Below are 23,145 nucleotides of genomic sequence, written 5' to 3' on the forward strand. Positions count from 1 at the left end.
ATCAGGAAACGCTGCAAGTTCATTGGTCGGAAAGTGAATCTGTTTTTTTCTAATTTCGTGCATGTCATTTGGGTTGCGCCGGATATTCTAATTTTGAATATCGCAGATACACTCTTAGTGTTCACCTATCGAAAGAAAGGTGCGCCAATATGCAACGTGCAAACCCCGTCGGCTATCCCACCTCCTGCAGCTACTCGCTGCCGACAACTGCCCTACAGGCACTCACCCAAACTCGCGACCAATTGCGGCTACTGGCCCAGCTCGCCGAGCCGCACGGAGAGGGCGGCCCCGATGTGGTCTATCTCTCAGCACAGGCGCTAGCCCAGTGCTTCGATCGCTTGGCCGACGACTTGGATCGGATAGCCGAGGCTGTCAGCCCATCCGGGTTGTAGCGCGTTCTGTCCTGACTGAGTGCAGTAGTCCGTCGCTCTGGACGACCAAGCCGAGAGCTGAGCAGAATCCCAGTTCGCTCGATGGGAGTTCATCATGGCAAGCCGCATCGTCATCGTCGCAGGCGCAACCGGCCTCGTGGGCAAAGAACTTCTGGCTGGGCTGCTGGCGGACCCAAGTGTCGCCGCGGTGCACAGCCTCGGTCGCAGAATGCCGGCCGAGCAGCATCCCAAGCTGACGGCGCATGTCGTCGACTTCGCTGCGCTGCCTGATCTGCCACGCGCGGACGAGGTGTATCTGGCGTTGGGCACGACGATCAAGGTCGCTGGCAGCCAGGCGGCGTTTCGTGCCGTCGACTACGACGCCAATCTGGCGGTGGCGACGGCGGCTTTGGCCGCGGGCGCCAAGCGGGTCGGCTTGGTCAGCGCGATGGGCGCCGATGCCAAGTCGAAGGTTTTCTACAGCCGGGTAAAAGGCGAGCTGGAGGATGCCTTGGCGGCGATGCCGTTCGAGGGCATGGTCTTCGCCCGGCCATCGCTGCTGGTCGGCGACCGCGAGGTGCTCGGGCAACCGACCCGGCAGGGCGAGGTGCTGGGGTCCGCACTTAGCAAGGTGGTGGGGTTCCTGATCCCCGCGAACTACAAACCCATCGACGCGTCGGCGGTTGCCTCGGCTCTGCTGTCCGCGGTGCCTTCGGCCCAAGGTCGGACGGTGCTGCTGTCTGGTGCGATGCGGCGCTAGGTACTCCGTGGTCGTCAGTTCGTTGCGGTCAACGTGAAAATCCGGTGCGAGCCGGCTCCGCGGCTAACGCGGCTGTGAGCTGTTGAGCCTCGGATTGCTGCTCGCTCTGGCGCTGATTCACCGTTTCCAGTTGATGGAACGATGCCTCGACGGGCTTCGCCGTGGCTTGGTCCGTCTTCATATGCGCCCGCAGATGGGCGGGGTCGTTCAGTTCGCCCTGTACGACGAAGACGTTTTCGCCCGGACGCACACCCGGTGCAGCTTGACTCAGGACGACATGGTCGATGCGCTGCAGGCCATTTTCCTTGGCCAGCACCAATAGGCTTGCGGCCAGCCGCTCGCTGCCCGCATCCGAAGTTTTTCCTATGGCACGGTCCAAGGCCGCCACACTGTCGATGGCTTGCTGGTACAGGCGGTGATCCGGGTGGGTCGGGTCTTGCGCTGTAGCGGGCCCATGCAGGTGTTTCGACTCTTCCTGCCTTTTCGCGGAATGCTGGATCTCGATGATCTGCTTTTGCGGACCGCTGATGTCGGTCAGATAGAAGGGGCCATCGCGCATCGGCCCTAGGTCGAATGTGTGGCCTTGCAGCTTTTGCGGGTCGATACCCAGCGATTTCAGATCGAGTTCCGCGCCGGTCGGCGAGCGGTCGGGGTCGAGCCTGCGTGCTTCGAACTCTTTCTGTGCGATTATCGAGATTGCGTAGGCCGCTGAGTCGTACCGGTACTCGCCCTTTGTGCGAACGATATCGTAGAAACAGCTGGCCACGGCTTCGATATTCTGAGCATCAACTGGGATTGATCCGGTGCTGGTATCGAAATGTATGCGCGGATCCAACCTCGTGGGTGTCCTCGTCACGCACGAGACAAGGTCTTGCGCGCGGTCCGCAAAAGATTCGCGCGTGATCGGCTGCCCCGCGTTACGCATCCGGTCGGCTAACGTATTCAAGCCGTTCAGTTCGGCCAAGGCTTCTTGCTTGCGATCGTTCTGGATATGGCTTGCGACGATAGCGGTGTAGTCGCGCTTTGCAGTGTTGCTTTGAGCCAGTTCTTGGACCCGTTCGGTGAAGCGGGCCCCGGCAGAGAAGGCATCTGCTCGTTGCATCGCATGAGAAACTTCGTGGCCGATGACGGCCGTGAGGCGATCCAAGGTCGCGCGTGTAGGTTGGCGATCCAACACACGGGGGTTGAGATTCAGTGTCCGATGGGTTGAGTCGTAGCTTCCATCCGCCGAAGCGCCTTCGTCGAGCTTTCGCAGGCGCATTACATCACCCGAGTCAATGACTTGAGTGAGCTCCCGGTTCAACTTGGGAGAGCCGGCGATCGCCTTTGCGATTAGCTCAAGTTGCTGCTTCGAGGCGCCGTTTCTGCCGAATTCGTGGAACGGTGAGTCGTGCCGGTCCATGGCTGTATTCAATCCTTAATGATCATCTCAATCGTGATGGAGTGAATGCATCTAGATTCCTCGGATGTCGCGTGGTAGGTGTAATCCACTAGCAGCGATTGTTGATCCTTCCAGTACTGCCATGCTTGCGGCTTGTTGTCAGGACCTGGGAACTCACCGTCCTGATAGCCCGTCGCCTTCAGTTTGTCGTGCAGGGCTGTCAAGGCGAATATGCATGAGCGGCGCCGGTGCGGATCGTATTGCTTTTCATCCGGTAGGCGGATCACTACTCGCTTGTCGTCGGGAGCGTACTGGTTGAAGCCGAAGGAGTAGGGTGAGCCAGACTCAAGATATCCCTGTGCGTCCCAGGTGCCGTCGACTTCGGTGGCAACTAACTGGAGTTGTGTTAGCGCTTCGACTCGCGCCTTGCTCAGATCGTCTGGGGCTTGAATGCCCTGGATGAGGGCGAGCAATTTTTCTTCGAACTCTTTCTTGCTCAGCTTTGGCGCTGAGGCCGGCGCATTGGGTGTGTCTTTCACAGGCTGAGCCTTGGGGCTGGAAAGCGAGGCCGGTTGATCGGATCGATCGGGCTGCGGTGTGGTGGCCGAGACCTCCGCTGGGGAGCCGCAGGCGACGAGGCCCAAGCACAAGATCGCGCAGCCGAGTGTGCGTGTGTCGAACTGGACTTTGGGAATGAGTCGGGCCATGGATTGGGTCCGCAAAGATGCCGCTAGGGTCATGGAACTGGCGTCGGGTTGCAAGAGCAACTGGGAGTTGCGCATTTGCTGTGGCCTATCGGATCAGTTCACGGCTCAGTCGATCACGACCGAGATGTGATCGATGCACTCGATGCCGCCGCGATCGAGCGGCTCGGTTGGGTAGAGGTCGACATGTACCACTTGCCCGTTCCTGAAGAAACGCCAGTTCGACGTCTTACCGTGCACTCCGGTCGATTTGTCGCTGCGGAAATTGGCGGCGTCCAGCTTGCTATGCAAATTGTCGAAGGGCAGCGTGCAGTCAGAAGCGCTGTTGCCGTCGCTTTGCTTTTTGGGGATAGCCGCAATCTCAAGCCTCACGTCGTGGGCCGCGAATCGCTCGATGCCGATGGCGAATCGCCAGCCATCGACAGTCGTCCCCTTGACGTAAGACGCGTCGCGGTTGTCCAGGCGATGCAGACTCAATCCGGTCAGCCCTTCGATGTGTGGCTCTGTGAGGTCTGCTTTGGTGCGGACCCCGTCGATCAAGCTGAAGATGATCGACTCCACTTGCTGAGCCGGGAGCTCAGGCGGGAGAGGGGAGACCTGCTTGGGGAGCACGGGAGCCGGATGCTCGTTCTGTGCGGCCGGATTCGGTGCGGCAGCGGGCGGTGCCTTGGTGGAGGGTGCAGAAGACGGCGAGGTCGATATGCCAGTAGACGGGCTGCAGGCGACAAGGAGCATGCATACGATCGCGCAAAGCCATGCACTCGGCGGCTTGAACGTCGCGGCGATGTGTCGAGGCATGGTCGTATCCCGGTAGATGCGCTAAGCCTTGTCGATATGTCGCCAAGTTTCAACGGCAACACCCGGTTGCGCTTTTTCGGGTTGAAGTGTGTTCTTGGATGCGAAACCGCACATAACCGGAGTCCAGTCGTTGAATACGAGCAACGCAGCTTCATCGCCGCGTTCGCGAAAGTCCGGGGCCAGGCGGAAGCGTTGAGGTATCTCACGGCCGCTGGCTGTGCAGTACATGCGCTGACGATCGTTGCTGCGTTGCAAAACGTGGGCTCGCCCGGAGCAGTTAGACAGAGCGGCCGGACCATCCGTGACGCCGAAATGGGTCGGTAATTCGACCGCTGGTCACCTGAACAGGGCCGAGTGAGCACTCCGCGTCTCATCTCTGTCCGACGCCGCGCGGCGCTCGCGTTGTCCCCCATGCCAGCGCCGTGCTCGGACTGCCCCCGAGGCCGCGCTGGCATTCCCCTATGACCAGGACCTGTGTCATGACTACCCATTCGACGTTCCGGCGCGGCCCCAAGCGGTGGGCCGCGGTTTCTCTGATCGCGTTGGGTTTGGCTGCGCTCGCTTTCGCGAGCCGGATCTCGGCGCCTTCGCTCGTGGACACGCATCAAGACGCCGCTGCGAGCGGCTCGCCAGGCGCAGCGGGTGCGGCCTTCGCGCCGAATCCGCTGGCTGCGGCGGCCATGCTGGTTAACGGCGGCGCTTCGCCCGATGGTATGTGGCAAACATTGCCGGCGGTGCAACTGCCCGAGCGCTTTCCCGCGCCGACGGGCTATGTGCCGCTGACTCTCGACGCGATGATGCTCGAAGCGCGCCTGCGCGACGCGCCGCGCGAAACCTTCGGGCCGATTCCGCCGCAGACGCAGATCTATCTGCCGCGCGCCAGTGGTGGTTTCGTGCAGATTGCGCTGGCGCAAAGCCAGTTGCTGGGGCCGAACCTGGCGGGTCAGTTCCCGCAGATCAAGACCTACGTGTTCGAGGATGAGCGCGAAGGCTTCACCGGCTTTATCACCGTCGGCACGCGCGGTGTATTCATCTCGGGCCAGACCGACGACGGCATCCTGCGTGTCGAGCCGGTCGAAACCGCGAACGGCCGCGTCTACCTGAGTTATCGCGACCAGGACCGCACCGACGGCGCCAACGATTTCCACCTGGGCGACGACGATCACCATCACGAGCCGCCGGTGCCGCGCTTCTCGGCTGCGCTGGTGTCGCAGATCAAGGCGAATGAGAAGGTCGATGCGGGCACGCAGTTGCGGATCTATCGGCTGGCGGCGTCGACCACCGGCGAGTTCTACCAAGCCCGCGATGCGGGCGGTGGTCTGGCCGATGTATGGTCGTCGATCGTCGCCGATCTGGCCGGTGCCAATGCGGTGTTGGAACCCGAGGTCAGCGTGCGCCTGGTGATTGCCGATGCCAGCGACGATGTGATCTATAGCGATCCGGACACCGACCCGTTCGACAACACCCAAAGCCCCTGCACCTTGCGCGACGCCAATCGCGACAACAACAAGGTGGTGTTGGACGATGCGGACTACGACCTGGGCTTCCTGTTCGCCACGCGCGCGGGCAACGGCGCCAGCGGTTGCGCCTGGTACGTCGTCTGCCAGACCACCAACGACACCTTGCACAAGGGGCGCGGGGCGGGGCAGATGGGCAACAACGGCGCCAACAGCGCCAGCGGCTTGCTCGCGCACGAGGTCGGCCATCAGCTCGGCGCGCGCCACACCTTCACCGGTGCTGGCGGCAGCTGCACCTTGAACGAGTTCCTCGCCGGCGACAGCGAAAGCGGTTACGAGCCGGGCAGCGGCACCACCCGCATGTCGTACAACGGCAACTGCGATTCGGACGATGTCGATACCTCGGTGATCGGTGCCGGCTCGTACTTCCACTCGCGCAGTTTCGACGAAATCGTCACCAACGTATTCGTCGGCGTTGGTTCCACCTGCGGCACCTTGGTCAACACCGGCAACTCGGCGCCCAACGTGAATGCAGGCGGGGACTACACGATTCCGCGGCAGACCCCGTTCGAACTCAGCGGCTCGGCGACGGATGCCGATGCCTTGACCTACAACTGGGAGCAGTACGACCGCGCGGTGACCCAGCGGCCCATCAACACCGACCCCGGCGACGGCCCGTTGGTCCGTTCCCTGCCGCCGGGTGCGTCCAGCTCGCGCATCATCCCGAACCTGCAGGACCTGCTCGACGGCGTGACCCGCGCCGGCGAAATCCTGCCGCAGGTCGATCGCGAAATGAACTTCCGCCTGATCGCGCGCGACAACCGCATGGGCGGCGGTGGCGTGGCCTACGACGGCATGCACATCCAGGTGGTGGGCGATCCGTTCTTCATCACTTCGCCCAACAGCGGCACCCTGGGCGCCGGTTGCACCGTGCCCCTGACCTGGGAGGTGGGCGGCGGCTCGATCGCACCGCAGGTCAGCGCCTTGTTCTCCAGCGACGGCGGGCAGAACTTCGCCACGACCCTGATCGGTTCCACCGCCAACGACGGTGCGAGCTCGTTCGTGGTGCCTTGCGCATCGGGTTCGGGCAACCGCATCAAGCTGCAGTCGGTCGGCAACATCTTCTTCGACATCAACGACCAGGACCTGGGCGTCAGCAACACCGCGCCGAGCGTCGCGGTCAACACGGCGGGCGGCGCGGTGGACGACCAATGCCAGTTCACCGTGCAGTTCACCGCCCAGGCCACCGATACCTGCGGTGTGCTGGCCGGCGATGTCGATGTCGACCTGATCAAGGGTGCGAACAACTTCACCCTGGGCACGCCGACGATCAACATCCAGCAGATCACGTCTACGCAGGTCGGCGTCAGCGGCAGCGTGGTGGTATCCGATCTGACCGGCTCGCCCGCGCAGCTCACCGTCAGCGTGACCGCGCAGGACGGTTGTGGCCTGTCGACCAACGACACCGCGTTGGCGCAGATCGTCGACGACAGCCCGCCGACGATCGACGTCAGCCTCGATCCCAACCAGCTGTGGCCGCCGAACCACAAGATGGTGCCGATTTGGGCCACCGTGGTCGCCACCGATAACTGCCCGGGCGTGAGCTACGTCCTGACCAGCGTGACCAGCGACGAGCCCGACAACGGCGATGCCGACGGCAACACCGTCAACGACATCCAGAACGCCGCCATCGGCACCCCCGACCTGCAGTTCGACCTGCGCAGCGAGCGTGCCGGCAACGGCGACGGCCGCGTATACACCGCGACCTACACCGCCCAGGACGGTTCGGGCAACGATGTGGGCGACTCGGACACGGTGCTGGTGCCGAAGAGCAAATAGCGCGGTTTGCGCGACAAAAAACGCCGCCCTCGGGCGGCGTTTTTTGTGGAGTCTGCCGCAGACACGCGGCGACGCCGCGGTCTGCGGCGCATGCCAGGGTAGGAGCGGCGTCCTACTGGATTTCCTTCGGTCACGAGCCGCGACCGCGATGCTGCCATCTCGCGTTGAATCTCCCTGCAACCGAGGCCACGCGGGATGCCTGTGTGGTTCGGCGCTAGATCGTCGCTCCGCGGTCGCGGCTCGCGCCGCTCCTACCCTTTGGGTTGCAGGTTGGGGCGGAGCCAGGTGGGGTTGCATGGTCGCGACTTACGTCGCTCCTACAAGGAGGGGGAGGGGACGTAGGCCGACAAGGAAAGGCGCGCTTTCGATGGATGTTGTCCCTGTAGGAGCGACGTGAGTCGCGACTGCGAAGTTGTGGTCTCGCGCCGAATCCCCAAGCAACCGAGGTTGCAAAGGGTAGGAGCGGCGTCCTACTGGATTTCCTTCGGTCACGAGCCGCGACCGCGAAGTCTCCATCTCGCGTTGAATCTCCCTGCAACCGAGGCCACGCGGGATGCCTGTGTGGTTCGGCGCGAGATCGTCACTCCGCGGTCGCGGCTCGCGCCGCTCCTACCCTTGGTCCTCCATCAAACCGGTACGCCCGTCGCGTTTCGCTCGCTCGGCTCCCAACATCCTGCGTCACTTTTGACAGTACCGGCTTCTCATCGGTGCCGCGAACGCTATACCTCGGGCGACAGGCGCCTGCCTGTCGACAACCAAAGGAGCGTTTCCTCATGGATTTTGGATACCGTCATTCCGCACGTCTCGCCCCGACCGCGCTGGCCGTCGGCTTGCTGTTCTCGCTGGGCCTCAATGCGCAGCCAACCGGCGGCGACCCCATCGCGGTGTCGTATGCGCAGCAGTTCAAGGTGCCGCTGGCCGAAGCCAAGCGCCGTACGGCGCAGGTGCCGGAGATCGCGCAGTTGGAGCAGCGGCTGCAGCGCGAGTTGCCGGATACGTTCGCCGGGTTGTATATCGAGCACCAGCCGACATACCGGGTGGTGGTGCGCTTCACCAAGACGCCGAAGGCGCTGCTGTCGCGCTACACCAAGGACCCGCTGTTCGTGGCGCAACTGGCGCCGCGCCCGCTGGAGTTGCTGCGCGGGGCGCAGGAGGAACTGGCGGCCCAGTTGAGCCAGTCGGGTGTCGCGTTCGAGTCGGGGCTGGACCTCAAGACTTCGCAGGTCAATTTGTTCGTGCTCGACACCGCGACCGCCTCCAAGCGCCTGTCCGGGCTGATGGCGGTGGCCGACTACATCAAGCTGCAGAAGGTGCCGGCGCTGATGTCGCCCACGGCGATCGTCGGCGGCAGTCGGGTCGATGGGGCGACACTGCGCTGCACGACCGGCTTCAACGTGGTCAACGCGACACGCGAACTCGGGGTGATCACGGCCGGGCATTGCGAGAATGCGCTGACTTACATCGGCAGCCCGAACGTGACCCTGGCGTTCAAGAGCGAGCAGAACAGCGGTTCGCTGGACTTGCAGTGGAACAAGCAGTCCGGCGGCACGCCGCAGGTGCAAAGCAACCAGATCAAGCTGGTCGGCGGGCCGCAGGCGACGATGGAGATCACCAGCGTGACGACCTCGGCCAACCTGCCGATAGGGGCGATGGCGTGCAAGAACGGCATCACCACCAACTACACCTGCGGCCAGGTCGCCGACAAGAACGCGCAGGCGATGTACAACGGAGCGGTCGGCACCTTCATCCGCGTGCACAACGCCAGCAATCAGGTGATGAACGACGTCGGAGACAGCGGTGGGCCGGTGTTCGGCACCAACACCGCCTACGGCATCGTCCACGGACGCGGCGGCCCGGGCACGCCGACCCATAACGACCTGTACTTCGTGCCGGTGGACCATTTCTCCGCGCTCGGCGTGTCGGTGTTGAAGGAAGCCTTCAGCCTGGACCGCATCCCGAACGTGTCGGGGCCGCACAACGTCGCCTTTCAGGCGCAGGTGTTCTACAAGGGCGTGCCGAAGTTCACGGTGCAGCGCAAGACCAAGATCATCAGCTGTCCTTCCGGCTGGACCTGCAACGACTACAACGGCAGTTACACCAGCAATACCGCCTCGCCGTTGACCTTCAATTTCAAGTGCACGACCACCGGGACGATGCCGACCGCCACCTTCGCCTGGCGCACGACCCTGGTCGGCGCGGATGGGGCGACGACCAATGCGATCGACCACACCAGCACCTGCACGGCCCCGACCGCGGCTAGCGGAGCGGCGGCGCGTGGCGACGGCAGTCCGCCGACGATCACGATCGAGCCTTGATCGGCGGCTGAGTGAACGACGGCCGGGTGTCCGGCCGTCGTTTGCGAATCCGTTTGGCTCGGCCATCTCGCGCCGAATTCTCATGCAACCGAGTTTGCAAAGGGTAGGAGCGGCGCGAGCCGCGACCGCGAGGTATCCAACTGGCGCCGGATTCCCGTGTAACCGAGACCGCGCCGGATACCTGTGTGGTTCGACGCGAGACCGCAACTCCGCGGTCGCGGCGCGCGCCGCTCCTACCCCTTGGGGTTGCAGGTGAGTGCGTCCCACAAAAAAACGCCCCGGAAACCTCCGGGGCGTTCGACCCATAGTCGCAACCGCGATGGATTACGGGCTGGTGCGCAGGGTCAGCGTGTAGGCCTTGAGGATGGAATTGAGCGGGGTGAAGTAGCTGTTGCCGCCGCCGTTGTCGCCCGCGGCGCCTCGGCAGTCGCCGCTGCCACCCGACAGCACGCCCTGGCCTTGGCCTTCGGCGGTGATGAACGAGCCGCCGGAATCGCCGCCTTCGGCGCAGGCGGTGGTGCGGGTCAGGCCGGTGACGGTGCCGTCCGGGTTGCCGTAGTCGTCGGTGTAGGACACGGTGACGTTCTTGCTGCGGATGGCGCCGCAGTGCCAGCCGGTGGTGCGGCCGGAACGGCAGACGGCGGTGCCGACGGCGGCTTCGGTGCTGCCGCGCACGGCGACGTCGCCGTTGCCATAGCCGTGGACGCTGGCCGACAGCACGTGGGTGTTGTCGACCCGGACCCAGCCGCGGTCGGGGCCGCGCGCGTTGTCGCTCGGCATGACGGACGCCGCGAACGTGCCCACGCGCACGCCCGGTTCCCACTTGGCGACTTCGTGATAGACGATGTCGCCGACGTTGCCGCAATGGCCGGCGGTGGCATAGCCCGCGCTATTGCCCTTGGTGACCGAGAAGCCGATCGAGCAAGCCGAAATACGGTTGTCGCCGACTTCGCGCAGCACGCCGCGGCCGCCCTGGATGGCGATGCGGCGCTGCGGTGCGTCTTTCAGGGTTTCGAAACGCACCACGCTCGCATCGAGGCCGCTGCGGGCGACGAAGTCGACGCCGGTGTCTTCCGCGCCCGGGGCGACGCCCACAGTGACGGTGTTGCTGGGCAGGTCGACCGACCAGCTGTACACGCCCTTCGGCGCCTTGGCGCTGCGGTTGAGCAGGCCATCGAGTTGCGCCTTGGCGGCATTGAGCGCGGCGAGGCTGTGACGGGCGCGACGGGTTTCGACGCCGGCTGCGGCCTGAGTGCTCTTGATCGCGGTGCTGGCGGCGACCACGCCGAACGAACCGTCGGCCTTGCGCTCGAGCCAGGCGCCGGCGAAGTTGCGGCCGAGTTGCTTGGCCAGGGTTTTTTCCTGCTGCGCGGCAAGGCGTTCGGCCTTGAGGTATTGGATCAGCTGCGGGCCGGACAAACGCAGGTCGCGCTGCATGGCGGTCTTCAGCGCGGGAGCGAGATCGTCGGCGGCGACGGCCGCACCGGATACGAACATGGCCGCGGCGGCAGCGACGATCGAAATATTGAATTTACGCATTCCAGAAACTCCATGGACGAGTGGGGGTAATCAGATTCGCGGCCGTTGAAGCGCGGCGTTGTCATGCGTGAGGTTGCATCGCATGCGGCGCTTCATCGGGCCGCATCGATTAGAACGCGACGCGATCTGTTTGCCCTACGCGCGAAATGAGACGTCCTTGTTGGTTCCGGAAGCGAGTTTTTTAAAAGCAGGAAAACATCTTGGAAATAGCGGTTTGCGCACGCTTTGTTGTGACAGTGGATTTCTTTCGCTTGATGCGGAAACGTTGCTCGGAGCTTTCGCGGTCGTCGACGATCCGTTGTCACACATGCGCGCATCGATCGGTTGCGATGAGGCGCGCCATCGATGTATCGATCGCACGTCGTCATTGAAGTAATGGCGCGGTTGCGGCGCACGCCGGTGAAGCGACAGCCGCCGATTACGCCGGGCAAAAAAAAGCGCCCCGGAAACCCGGGGCGCTCGGACACCTGTCGCAACCGCGATCGATTACGGCGTGGTCTTCAAGGTCAAGGCATAGGTGCTGAGGATCGAGTTGATCGGGGTGAAGTAGCTGTTGCCGCCGCCGGTGCGGCCCTGGCGGCCCTTGCAGCTGCCGCTGCCGCCCGACAGCACGCCCTGCGCTTGGCCGGCGCCGGTGATGTACGAACCGCCCGAGTCGCCGCCTTCGGCGCAGGCGGTGGTCTGGGTCAGGCCGGTCACGGTGCCGTCCGGGTTGCCGGCGTCGTCGACGTAGGACACGGTCATGTTCTTGCTGCGGATGGCGCCGCAACGCCAGCCGCTGGTGCGGCCGGAACGGCACAGCGCAGCGCCGACCGCGGCTTCGGTGCTGCCGGCGACGTTGACGTCGCCGCTGCCGTAGCCGTAGACGCTGGCCGACAGGGTGTGGGTGTTGTCGACCTGCACCCAACCGCGGTCGGGGCCGCTCTGGTTTCCGTCCGGCATCGACGAGGCGGCGAACGAACCCAGGCGCACGCCCGGCGTCCACTGCGAGACTTCGTGATACACGACTTCGCCGGTGTCGCCGCAATGGCCGGCGGTGGCGAAGCCCAGGGTGGTGCCCTTGGTCACCGGGAAGCCGACCGAGCAGGCATAGACGTAGCCGTCGCCCGGGTCGCGCAGATAACCGCGGCCGCCCTGGATGGCGATACGGCGCTGCGGCGCTTCGCTCAGGGTTTCGAAACGCACGGTGCTCGCATCCAGGCCGCTGCGCGCGACGAAGTCGACGCCGGCTTCTTCCGCGCCCGGGGCCACGCCGACGGTCACGCTGTTGCTCGGCAGGTCCACCGCCCAGCTGTACACGCCCTTCGGTGCCTTGCCGTTGCGCGCGAGCTGGCTGTCGAGTTGTCCCTTCGCTGCATTGAGCGCGGCCAGGCTATGACGCGCCTGGCGGGTTTCCACGCCGGCCGCGGCCTTGGCGGCCTTGATCGAGGTGCTGGCGGCGACCACGCCGAACGAGCCGTCGGCCTTGCGTTCGAGCCAGGCGCCGGCGAAGTTGCGGCCGAGCTGCTTTTCCAGAGTCTTTTCTTGTTGTGCGGCGAGGCGTTCGGTCTTCAGGTACTGAGCGAGCTGCGTGCCCGACAATCCCAGGTCGCGCTGCATGGCCGACTTCAACGCGGGGGCGAGGTCGTCGGCGGCGAGGGCCGCGCCGGATACGGTCATGGCTACGGTGGCAGCGAGAACCGACATACTGAACTTGCGCATATCCAAAAACTCCTAAGACAGAGAGGGATGCGGACAACAGTGGCGGCGGGGCCGGGGCAGGTCGCTGGGGGTGGCAGGCACGAAGCGCTCAGCCGGGCCGCATTGACTAGAACGGGGCCCCGGCGTGGCACCCCTACCTCGAAACTGAGACGAATTACCTGGTTTCAGCGTGGTCAAGGCCGTTTCCGATTATGAAAATCGTGAACGAAGGGGCGGGGCGATGACCGTCTTATGCAAGCGCCAAGCGCCGGTAGGGAACCGGCTGTCGAGGGGCGGAGCAGGGGGCGCTGGTGCGGTCATCGCACGGGGATGTTTCCGCTGTGATCGGAAGCCGCGCGGTCGCGGCTTGCGCCGCTCCTACCCCTTGAAGCTGGGCTTCTTGTAGGAGCGACGCGAGTCGCGACCCACGCTGCGGGGCAGGGTTCGTCGCAGTGGCATGGTCGCGGTCGCGGCTTACGCCGCTCCTGCAAAGGCCGACGATCCAAGGGGTAGGAGCGACGCGAGTTGCGACCGCACAGGCGAAAGATCCGTCGTAGTTTCGGTTTCGCGGTCGCGGCTTGCGCCGCTCCTACCCCTTGAAGCCAGGCTTCCTGTAGGCGCGACGTGAGTCGCGACCCACGCTGCGAGGCAGGGTTCGTCGCAGTGGCATGGTCGTGGTCGCGGCTTACGCCGCTCCTGCAAAGGCCGACGATCCAAAGGGTAGGAGCGACGCGAGTCGCGACCGCGCAGGCGAAAGATCCGTCGTAATTTCGGTTTCACGGTCGCGGCTTGCGCCGCTCCTGCCCCTTAGAGCCGGGCTTCCTGTAGGAGCGACGTGAGTCGCGACCCACGCTGCGGGGCAGGGTTCGTCGCAGTGGCCTTGTCGCGGTCGCGGCTTACGCCGCTCCTACAAAGGCCGACGATCCAAGGGGTAGGAGCGACGCGAGTCGCGACCGCGCAGGCGAAAGATCCGTCGTAGTTTCGGTTTCGCGGTCGCGGCTCGCGCCGCTCCTACAAAGGCCGACGATCCAAGGGGTAGGAGCGACGCGAGTCGCGACCGCGCAGGCGAAAGATCCGTCGTAATTTCGGTTTCGTGGTCGAGGCTTACGCCGCTCCTACAAAGGCCGACGATCCAAGGGGTAGGAGCGACGCGAGTCGCGACCGTGCAGGCGAAAGATCCGTCGTAGTTTCGGTTTCGCGGTCGCGGCTCGCGCCGCTCCTACCCTTGGGGTCGTCACGCGTGGGAGAACGCGAGCGAAGGGCGCGTGGCCCTTCGCTCGCTGAGGCTCAACGCATCGTGACCAGTCGTGCGATCGCTGCGCGCAGGTCCGGCAGCGGGCCGATCTGGCCGCCGCTGCCGGTCTGCGGGGTGCCGGTGGTCATCAGCAGGTCGCGCATCTGCCGCGGGGTGAGGGTGATGCCGCGTTGCTTGGCGATGCCCGACAGCGCGACCACCGCCGCGGCGACGATCGGCGAAGCACTGGAGGTGCCGGAGAAGGTCTTGGTGTAGCGCGCGTTGACGCCGCCGTTGTACAGGCCGCCATAACCGGTGCTGGTGACGCAGCGGCCCCAAGCCTGCACGTTGACGCGGCGGCCGTAGGTCGAGAACGGTTGCTTGGCGCGTTCGGCGACGGTGTCGCTGCACCAGGTGGTCGAGCGCGGGCCGCCAGCACCGACGATGATCGAACCCGAGTCCGGGCGGCTGCGCGGGAACGGCGAGCCGAAGCAACCGGTATTGTCGAGATTCATGTTGCCGTTGCCGCCGGCCTGCACCACGTGCACGCCTTTGTTGGTGGCAACGACGATGGCGTCGTACACCGAGGGCGTCCACTCCACCGGCACGTAGTTGCTGCAACCGCTCGGTCCGGCTGCCTGTTGTTCGAGCAGCATGACGTCGCCGGCGCGCAAGGCGTTGGCCGCGGTCAGGATGGCATTGGCCAGGTCGTAGCCGCGTTGGGTGTTCATCGCATTGGTGTAGTGCGCGCTGGCGCCGCTGACCAGGCCGGTGACGCCGATGCCGTTGTTGTCGGCGACCAGTTCGCCCATCACTGCGGTGCCGTGGTTGTTGTCGTTGAACGGGTCGCTCGGGGTGCCGTTGGCGACCAGCGCACCGGCGAGGCGCAGCTTGGACAGGTCTTCGTGGTTGGTGTTCCAGCTGTATTCGATGTCGAGCACGCGCACGCCGGTGCCGTCGCCGCCGGCCACGGTGCGGGCGTACTGGCTGTCGATGCCGTTCTGCGCCGCGGGCAGTTTGTAGTACTGGTAGTCGTGATACGCAGGCGAGGCCGGCAGCGGCATCGGCAGCGCCGCCGGGTAGGCGATCTCGACGATGCTCATCGCGTTGAGTTCGTCGATCACCCGCTGGATGTCCTGGCCCGGGCGTACCTTCAGGCGGAACCATTGGCTGAGGTCGGGCTGTTCGTTCTGCGCCTGCGGTTGTGCGCTCTTCGACAAGGCCGTGAGCGTGGCTTCGTCGGCGCGGAACAAGGGCTCCATGTTCGCGACCGGGCCGGCGCCGCTGGCCAGGCTTTCCAGTGCCGCCAGGCGCCCGTATTTCGCCGAGGTCGGGCGTCCGCCCTGCAGGCGCACCTGGCTGTCGCGGACGAATTTGACTTCGATGTACTCGCGCGAATCGTAGCGGCCGAGTTGGGTCTTGGCCGGCTTGGGCATGACCGACAGGGATGCGGGCGCGTTCGACGGCGGTGCGGCGAGCGGAGCGACCGTGGGCATCGCCGCGATCGCCAGGCACGGCAGCAGCAAACGCAGCAAGGGAACGGATTTCGTGCGAGCGGGTGAGGACTTGGAGCGCATGAGAAAGAATCCTGAGTGGATGGGAGGAGTCGTCATGCGAAGCGACACGCTGTCCGGGCTTCGCGGCCGGTGCGGAGCGGACCGTCGGGCGATCCGGCGGCGAGGATAGTCAGGCGTTATGTGCCTCGACTTGAGACGGATCACGCTTTCAATGACGCGACGCAGTCGGTTTTTTCCTGTGCGTAAACCGGGATCGAGCACACGGCTTGAGGACGTCGCAATGCGGCCTATGCCCGTCGCGCAGGCCGCGGACATGTCAGGGTGGTGGGTTGGGTTGGGCCCGAGGCGATGTGCGTGGGCGAAACCTTGTGCAGTGCATCGAGACGGCATCGGATGGAGGCGTTCTTGTCTCAGGCGCTGCATCGCGGCCTGGCCGATCGACGCAATGCGAGCGGAGTCCGGTGCGAACAGGACTTCTGGGACGGGTCCGGGCGAGGGCGCTCGCTATAGTGGCGGCACCATTCAGCAGGGATCGTGCCGTGTCCAAGTCCAGCCTCCCGCTCGTCGCTTTGTTGGCCATGTCCACCGCGTCCGCCGGCGCCTTGCACGGCATCCAACCCGACGATATCAACCGTCAGGGCAATGCCTGCACCGATTTCTACGACTACGCCAACGGCGCTTGGCGCAAGCAGAACCCGATCCCGGATTACATGGACCGCTGGAGCCGGCGCTGGCAATCGGGCGAGCTCAACAAGGAGCGCGTGCGCGACATCCTGACCGAGTTGTCGGCGCGCAAGGATTGGCCGAAGGGCAGCGCGGGCCAGTTGGCCGGCGATTTCTATGCGGCCTGCATGGACGAGTCGCGGGTCGATGCGCTCGGCAGCAAGCCGGTGCAGCCGTGGCTCAGCGAGATCGGCGCCATCGGCGATGGTGCCGGCGTGCAACGCATGATCGGCAAGCTGCACGACGCCGGCGTGGGCGTGCCGTTCGTGCTGTTCGCCGGCGAGGACCTGCGCGAGCCGTCGCAGACCATCGCCCATGTCTACGCCGGCGGCCTCGGTTTGCCGGATCGCGATTATTACCTCAAGCCGGAGCCGCGTTTCGTCGAGGCGCGCGCCAAGTACCTGGTGCATGTGGCCAAGATGTTCGAGCTGGCCGGCACCCCGGCCGAGCAGGCGCAACGCGACGCACAGACGGTGTTCGACTTCGAGAAGCGCCTGGCCGAGGCCTCGCTGGACAACGTGCAGTTGCGCAACCCGAAGCTGCAGGACAACCCGACTGCGTTCGCCGACCTGTCCAAGCTCGCGCCGAGTTTCGATTGGGGCCGTTACTTCGATGCGGCCGGCGTGCCGCGCAACGCGGTCAACGTGACCCAGCCGAAGTTCCTGCAGCAGGTCGAAAAGGAGTTGGCGACGACGCCCTTGCCGCAGTGGAAGACCTATCTGCAGTGGCATCTGCTCAACACCGCCGCCGACTCGCTGTCGCAGCCCTTCGTCGAGGAGAACTTCGCCTTCAACGGCAAGTTCCTGACCGGCGCCACCCAGATGAAGCCGCGCTGGAAGCGTTGCGCCGAGCTCACCGACACCCAGCTCGGCGAAGCGCTGGGGCAGAAGTACGTGGAGAAGTACTTCCCGCCGGAAGCCAAGGCGCGCATGCAGGACATGGTCAAGAACATCCTGGCGGCGATGGACGACACCATCGGCGAGCTGGCCTGGATGGACGACGCGACCAAGAAGAAGGCGCTGGAAAAGCGCTCGACCTTCGTCGCCAAACTTGGCTACCCGGACAAGTTCAAGGACTACCAGGGCGTCGCGGTGAGCCGCGACTCGGCCTGGGACAACCTCGTCGCCGCTTCGCGCTGGAACGTGACCGATAACCGCAGCCAGATCGGCAAGCCGACCGACCGCAGCCGCTGGGGCATGACCCCGCCGACCTCCAACGCCTACTACAACCCCTTGCAGAACGAGATCGTGTTCCCGGCCGGCATCCTGCAGTCGCCCGCGTTCGACGTGAACGCGACCGACGCGGTCAACTACGGCGCTATCGGCGTGGTGATCGGCCACGAGATCAGCCACGGTTTCGACGACCAGGGCGCGCAGTTCGACGCCAAGGGCCGCTTGTCCAATTGGTGGACGCCCGCCGACGGCAAGCAGTTCGCAGCCAAAGGCCAGTGCGTGGTCGACCAGTTCGAGGGCTATTTCATCGAACCCGGCCAGCATCACAACGGCAAACTGGTGCTGGGCGAATCCATCGGCGACCTGGCCGGCGCCAAGATCGCGTATCGCGCCTATCTGAAGTCGCGCGAAGGCAAGGGCCCGGAGCCGACCCTGGACGGCTTCAGCCCCGAGAAACAGTTCTTCATCGCCTGGGGCCAGTTCCGCGGCGACGAAACCCGCCTGGAAACCCAGCGCACCATGATCCAGGGCGACCCGCACCCCGTCGCCAAGTACCGCGTCAACGGCCCGCTGTCGAACCTGCCGGCGTTCCAGCAGGTGTTCGAGTGCAAGGCGGGCGATGCGATGGTGCGGGCGGAGGAGAAGCGGTGCGAGGTGTGGTGAGGGGGCTGCGCACTTCGCAGGCCCCTGTAGGAGCGGCGTGAGCCGCGACCGCGCTGTTTCGGTCTCGCGGCGTATCGCTCAAGCGAGACCAAGATCAAACGCCAAAAGCTTCCGCCACTAAAGCGGCGGGTTACTTTCTTTTGTCATAAGCAACAAAAGAAAGGTAACCAAAGAAAAATGCTTTTCTTTGAATCAAGGGCCCGCACGAGCGATGCGTGCGCAGGGCTCTACATACGGGACATCCCTGTCCCGATGAAAAACGGCGCGCATCCCTGCGCGCCGTCCTACGGGTCTTCGATTGCCTTCGCTAGTGCCAGGCGACGCACAGCTACGGCAACGCCGCTTCGGGGTAGGAGCGGCGCAAGCCGCGACCGCGGTCGTTCAGCGGCCATCGTCCATCGGAATAGGCGTCCATGTCTCAATCGCGGCGCTATTGCTATTGCTATTGCTATTGCTATTGCCGTGAAAGCTTGGCGCAGTTCCGAACTTGCGATGCAACCGTAGACCCGGAGGGTGGCGCACAGGACATGCGCCGTTTTTCGATAGGACAAGGATGTCCTATCGAAAAATCCCGGCGACAGCATCGCACTCGTGGCCTGTGCCCTTGCAAGGAGAGCCCTTTTCTTTGGTTAGCTTTCTTTTGGGCTTAGCAAAAGAAAGTAACCCGGCCGCGTTAGCGGACGGAAGCTTTAGATCTTGCCCCACAGCTCTGCGGTAAGAAGCGCAGCGATCGCCAACTGCACGGTCGCGGCTTGCGCCGCTCCTACCCCCGCGAAAGCACGTCGATTCGATGCATAGCACCGGCGTTGCTATCTGTGCGCATCCCGCGATTGCGGCTTGTGACCGAAGGAAACCCAGTAGGACGCCGCTCCTACCCCGCGATAGCTCGCGGCTTCGATCGATGACGTCAGCGGTGCGCCTTCTGCGCGTCCCTGGGTCGCGGCTCACGCCGCTCCTACAGGGGCTTTGACCGGTAGCGTCGCGAAGGCGAGGATCCGGAGGCTTCAGCGTCATGCTGCTCCGCGCCTGCCGTCACTCCTGCATCGGCTGCGTCGGATCAAAAGCGAGCAAATCGCCGGGTTGGCAGTCGAGTACGCTGCAGATCGCTTCCAGGGTGGAGAAGCGGATCGCCTTGGCCTTGCCGGTCTTGAGGATCGACAGGTTGGCCAGGGTGATGTCGACGCGCTCGGACAGTTCGGTCAGGGTCATGCGGCGTTCGTGCAGTTTTTCGTCGAGACGGATCACGATGGCCATGGCTTACACCGTGCCTTCGAGGTCGCTGCGCATGCGGGCGCCTTGTTCGAATACGCGGGCGAGCACGAACAGCAGCAGCACCGCCAGCCACGGGGCGAACGAGAAGCCGACGTCGATGTCGATCTTCAGCGCCGGCGCGGCTTTCGAGGCGCCGTAGACGATGGCGCCGATCAGCAGGCGCAGGCCTTCGCCGGCCAGGACCCACCAGGCGATGGCCTGCAGGCGGCGGCTGTTGTCGGCGATGAAGGGATCGCCGTCGCGCACGCTGTCCACGATCGCCAGCAACGCGCGCAGCACGCGATGGGTGAGGTAGGCGGCGAGGATGCCGATCAGCACGACGGCGCGCAGGGCGTTGTACAGATGCTCGTAGGCCAGGCCGAGGGCCTCGAACAACAGCTTCGGGTTGACCCAGGTCGCGATCAGCAGCGCGGCGATGGCGAAGGCGTAGAGGGCGTTGAGGACGATGAGGCCGCGGATCAACGGGCGGGCCAGGGTGAGGGCGTTCGGAGGGCGGGTCATGGGACGGCTGCCTCTGTCATATCGGTAAGCGATATATATAATATCGAAAAACGATATGCAAGTGCCCCCGGAGCAGGCCTGTCGGGCCTCCCTTCGGTCTGGGGGTACGGCATGGCCGGCTAGCCGGGTCAGGGTCAGGTCCCGCGGATAGCTTGTGCAGTCCGTCGCCGGCCTTGCCCCCGCGGCGCCGCCGTTCCGGTTTCAGCCGCTCAATCGTCGTCGCTGTCCTCGCCCTTGGCCAGCACCTTGCGCTGCATCGCGTCGAGATAGGCATCGGCTTCGGCGACGCTGCTGAAGATTTCGTTCATCGGTACCGCCTTGACCAGGTCGAATACTTTCTGGATCTGCGGTTGCGGGTTGACCACCACCACCTTGCCGCCGCGGGCCGACAGGGCTTTGCGCGCACGGAAGATCGAGCGGATGCCGGCGGAGCTGATGTATTCCAGGTCGGCGAGATCGAGTACGAGCGAGGGCACGCTGGCGGCGAGCACTGGCCCCAGTTGGCGGTCGAGTTCGGCATAGCTGGAGGTGTCCAGGCGGCCGGCGAGGTAGACGCGCTGGCTGTGGGCGGTGGCTGGGTCGATCCGGATGGTCAGGTCCATGCGTGGCTCCAGGTTCGAGATGTCGGCATCAGTCGCCGGCAGTGGGTCGTAGCAGCACGATGTGCAGCACGTTGTAGCGGTCCTCGCGTACGTAGGTGGCCTGGTCGGCGAGGGTGCGGATCAGATGCAGGCCGAGGCCGCCGAGCGGGCGGTCGTCGATGTCGGCATCGAGGTCGGGTTCGGCTTGCGACAGCGGGTCGAACGGCGTGCCGTCGTCGCGGAAGCGCAACTCGATGCGGCCGGGCTCGATCGCGAGTTCGAGGCTGACGTCGTGCTCGACGCCGGGCTCGGTGCCGTAGTCGATGGCATTGCACATGACCTCCTCGGTGATGAGCCGCACGTCGCCGATCAGCGCGCTGTCGACGCGGGCCTGGACCAAGGCTTCGTCCACGGCCGCGAACAATTCCGCAAGCCGGGCGCGATCCTGCGGTACGCGGAACCGCTGTGTCTCGCGCTGGTCCGGCGGGGCGTGGTCGTTGCCGGTCCAGTGCAGGGACAGCACGGTGATGTCGTCCGACTGCGGCGCATCGGCGGCGAAACGATGCACCTCGGCGACCAGGGCGCTGCACAAGGTGCTCGCGTCGGTGCCGCCGCGCAGGGCCGCCAACAGGCGCTCGCCGCCGAAGGCTTGTTGATGGGCGTCGAAGGCTTCGGTGATGCCGTCGGTATAGGCCACCAGGGCTTCGCCGTTGCGCAGGCGGCCGCGCCAGATCGGATAGTGTTCGCCGGCCACTACTCCCAACGGCGGTCCCGAGGGTAAGTCGACGAATTCCGCGCTGCCGTCGGCGCGCAACAACACCGGCGGTTCGTGGCCTGCGCTGGCCAAGGCGAGCTCGCCGCTGCGCGCGTCGATCAGGCCGCACAGCACGGTGGCGAACATGCAGGTGTCGTTGCCTTCGAGCAGGCGTTGCGCGGCTTCCTGCAGGGCGATTTCGGGCGAACCGCCGCGGCCGGCGGCGATCTCCAGCACGGTCATGGTGCGGGCCATGAATAAGGCCGCCGGCACGCCCTTGTCGGAGACGTCGCCGATCGCGAACCACAGCGTGTGGGTGTCGCGCTCGAAGAAACTGTAGAAGTCGCCGCCGACTGCCTTGGCCGGTTCCAGCCGCGCATTCGCCTGCAGGCGCCACTCGTCGGTGCCGAGCACGCGCGCGCCGGGCAGCATCGCCAGTTGGATCTCGCGGGCGATGTCGAGCTCGCTTTCGAGCTTCTGCCGCGCCGTGCTCATGTCCTGGATTTCGACGATCTGGCGCTTGATCGAGCCGCGTGCGTTGTCGAAGGCGCGCGCCATCACCCCGACTTCGTCGCGGCGTTCGGTCTGGTGCAAGGGGTAGTCGAATTCGCCGGCGGCGAAATGGCTGGCCGAACCGGTCAGGTCGCTCAGCGGCGTGGTGATCCGCGCGGCCATCCGGCGCACCAGCAGGGTAATCATCAACGAAACCAGCGTTACGATGACGGCAAGCTGGGCGATGGTGCGCTTGAGCGCGGCCAGCAGCGGTTTGTGCGACATCGACACTTGCAGGCCCCAACCGGTGTCGCCGATGGGTTCCAGCACCGAGAACCGCGTTTCGCGGGTGGTCGGCAGCACATGGGTGAACTCGAACCGGCGTCCCCGCGCTTGCGCCGCGGCCATCTCGGTCAGGTCGGTGCGCTCGGCCGCGGCCATGTAGCGTTCGAGCGTGGTCTTCAGGGCGATGTTCGGGTCGGCATGCAGGGTGATCGTGCCCTTGGGCGCGAACAGCGCCGGACGTTGGCCGTGGATGTGATGCAGCGGTTCGACCAGTTCGGCCCAGCGCGCGATCGGCACGTCCAGGCTGACCATGCCCAGGCGCCGGCCGTCCGGCCCGCGCAGCGGCAGGTTCAAAGTGCTCATCCAGTGGCCGCCGGCGGTTTCGTTGAAGTAGGGCTCGGACCACCAGGGCGCGTCGGCGGCGAGCGTGCGCCGATACCAGGGCTGTCGGTGCGCGTCGTAGCCGATGGCGATGAGGTCGCGATTGGCCACGCCGCGGCGGTCGACGCCGACGTAGTAGGCCATCGGCAAGCCGTCGGGCAGCACACCGGATTCGAGCGCGATCAAGCCGCCGACGGCACTGGCATCGGCGTCCAGCAGGGCTTCCATCGCCTTGATCGTCGCCTCGCGGTCCAGCGCAAGGCTGTTGAACAGACCGATTATGGCCGCACCGGTGATGCGCACCGATTCCATCGAAGCGAGCAGGCGGTCGGCAGTCTGGGCGGCTTCGTAACGGGTCCGCTCCTGCGCACCGGCGATGATCTGCTGGCGCGCGATCAGGAAGGCGACGACGAAGCCGATCAGCAGCAGCACCCCGACCAACACGCCGAACCACAGCATCAGCTTGGTGCGCAGACTGTCGCGCCACGACACCGGCGGATGAGCGTCGCGCGCGATCACGCGCGGTGGGGTCGGAGCGGTAATCGACTCAGTCCGGTCCATCGGCGACTCCCAGAGGACAGGGCGAGCATAGCCCCAGCCGCAGCCGAAAAAGGGGGCGGCGCGCACTGTCCCCGGCGGCCCGCAACGGCCGGCCGGGGCTAGTGCGAGCGGCCGGCAGCGGCGGGTTCGGACCGGTCTCGTCGCCTGTATCGGTCTGGTTTATAT

At 65.1% G+C, this 23,145-nt stretch carries 15 protein-coding genes; 5 read left to right on the forward strand and 10 right to left on the reverse strand.

Annotated features, from left to right (window positions below):
* The first annotated feature begins 486 nt into the window (after positions 1 to 486).
* The gene (locus tag LC490_RS09095; protein WP_223619992.1) at positions 487 to 1,131 is read left to right on the forward strand and encodes an NAD(P)H-binding protein; all 645 of its coding nucleotides are present in this window, start codon (positions 487 to 489) and stop codon (positions 1,129 to 1,131) included.
* Between the two features lie 28 nt (positions 1,132 to 1,159).
* On the opposite strand, the gene LC490_RS09100 is transcribed toward LC490_RS09095, so the two are convergent.
* The 3 genes from LC490_RS09100 to LC490_RS09110 form a co-directional block, all read right to left on the reverse strand.
* A complete protein-coding gene (locus tag LC490_RS09100; protein ID WP_223619993.1) occupies positions 1,160 to 2,533 on the reverse strand; it encodes an XVIPCD domain-containing protein in 1,374 nt (457 codons plus the stop codon).
* An 8-nt stretch (positions 2,534 to 2,541) separates the two neighbouring features.
* Positions 2,542 to 3,219 (reverse strand): hypothetical protein, encoded by a 678-nt coding sequence (locus LC490_RS09105; RefSeq protein WP_223619994.1) that lies wholly within the window; start codon positions 3,217 to 3,219, stop codon positions 2,542 to 2,544.
* Positions 3,220 to 3,324: 105 nt separating this feature from the next.
* Positions 3,325 to 4,014, reverse strand: coding sequence for a hypothetical protein (locus LC490_RS09110; protein ID WP_223619995.1), 690 nt, complete (start codon positions 4,012 to 4,014; stop codon positions 3,325 to 3,327).
* A 713-nt stretch (positions 4,015 to 4,727) separates the two neighbouring features.
* Here LC490_RS09110 and LC490_RS09115 point away from each other — a divergent pair.
* Both LC490_RS09115 and LC490_RS09120 read left to right on the forward strand, forming a co-directional pair.
* Positions 4,728 to 7,310: a reprolysin-like metallopeptidase gene (locus LC490_RS09115; protein ID WP_223619996.1), complete on the forward strand. Its 2,583-nt coding sequence runs from the start codon at positions 4,728 to 4,730 to the stop codon at positions 7,308 to 7,310.
* Positions 7,311 to 8,083: 773 nt separating this feature from the next.
* A complete protein-coding gene (locus tag LC490_RS09120) occupies positions 8,084 to 9,625 on the forward strand; it encodes a S1 family peptidase (protein WP_223619997.1) in 1,542 nt (513 codons plus the stop codon).
* A 324-nt stretch (positions 9,626 to 9,949) separates the two neighbouring features.
* Here LC490_RS09120 and LC490_RS09125 read toward each other — a convergent pair whose 3' ends face one another.
* On the reverse strand, positions 9,950 to 11,164 hold the full coding sequence (locus tag LC490_RS09125; RefSeq protein WP_223619998.1) for a S1 family peptidase: 1,215 nt from the start codon (positions 11,162 to 11,164) through the stop codon (positions 9,950 to 9,952).
* A gap of 82 nt (positions 11,165 to 11,246) precedes the next feature.
* Here LC490_RS09125 and LC490_RS09130 point away from each other — a divergent pair, with 82 nt between their 5' ends.
* The gene (locus LC490_RS09130; RefSeq protein ID WP_223619999.1) at positions 11,247 to 11,540 is read left to right on the forward strand and encodes a hypothetical protein; all 294 of its coding nucleotides are present in this window, start codon (positions 11,247 to 11,249) and stop codon (positions 11,538 to 11,540) included.
* 110 nt (positions 11,541 to 11,650) lie between these two features.
* Here the strand turns inward: LC490_RS09130 and LC490_RS09135 are convergent, their stop codons facing one another.
* The gene (locus LC490_RS09135; protein ID WP_051885441.1) at positions 11,651 to 12,865 is read right to left on the reverse strand and encodes a S1 family peptidase; all 1,215 of its coding nucleotides are present in this window, start codon (positions 12,863 to 12,865) and stop codon (positions 11,651 to 11,653) included.
* Positions 12,866 to 14,131: 1,266 nt separating this feature from the next.
* Entirely contained in the window at positions 14,132 to 15,655 is a 1,524-nt protein-coding gene (locus tag LC490_RS09140) for a S8 family peptidase (RefSeq protein ID WP_223620000.1), read from the reverse strand.
* 479 nt (positions 15,656 to 16,134) lie between these two features.
* Here LC490_RS09140 and LC490_RS09145 point away from each other — a divergent pair, with 479 nt between their 5' ends.
* Positions 16,135 to 18,153 carry a M13 family metallopeptidase gene (locus LC490_RS09145; RefSeq protein WP_223620001.1) on the forward strand — a complete coding sequence of 673 codons (2,019 nt, stop codon included), beginning with the start codon at positions 16,135 to 16,137 and terminating at the stop codon, positions 18,151 to 18,153.
* A 1,032-nt stretch (positions 18,154 to 19,185) separates the two neighbouring features.
* On the opposite strand, the gene LC490_RS09150 is transcribed toward LC490_RS09145, so the two are convergent.
* From LC490_RS09150 to LC490_RS09165, 4 genes are all read right to left on the reverse strand, one after another.
* Entirely contained in the window at positions 19,186 to 19,407 is a 222-nt protein-coding gene (locus LC490_RS09150; RefSeq protein WP_031370053.1) for a helix-turn-helix transcriptional regulator, read from the reverse strand.
* A 3-nt stretch (positions 19,408 to 19,410) separates the two neighbouring features.
* Positions 19,411 to 19,926: a DUF2975 domain-containing protein gene (locus LC490_RS09155; RefSeq protein ID WP_223620002.1), complete on the reverse strand. Its 516-nt coding sequence runs from the start codon at positions 19,924 to 19,926 to the stop codon at positions 19,411 to 19,413.
* Between the two features lie 209 nt (positions 19,927 to 20,135).
* On the reverse strand, positions 20,136 to 20,528 hold the full coding sequence (locus LC490_RS09160; protein WP_223620003.1) for an STAS domain-containing protein: 393 nt from the start codon (positions 20,526 to 20,528) through the stop codon (positions 20,136 to 20,138).
* A 28-nt stretch (positions 20,529 to 20,556) separates the two neighbouring features.
* Positions 20,557 to 22,980, reverse strand: coding sequence for a SpoIIE family protein phosphatase (locus tag LC490_RS09165; RefSeq protein ID WP_223620004.1), 2,424 nt, complete (start codon positions 22,978 to 22,980; stop codon positions 20,557 to 20,559).
* Positions 22,981 to 23,145 lie beyond the last annotated feature (165 nt).

Origin of the sequence: Lysobacter sp. ESA13C (genome assembly GCF_019970005.1) — a bacterium.
In the GTDB taxonomy this organism is placed as follows: domain Bacteria; phylum Pseudomonadota; class Gammaproteobacteria; order Xanthomonadales; family Xanthomonadaceae; genus Lysobacter; species Lysobacter antibioticus_B.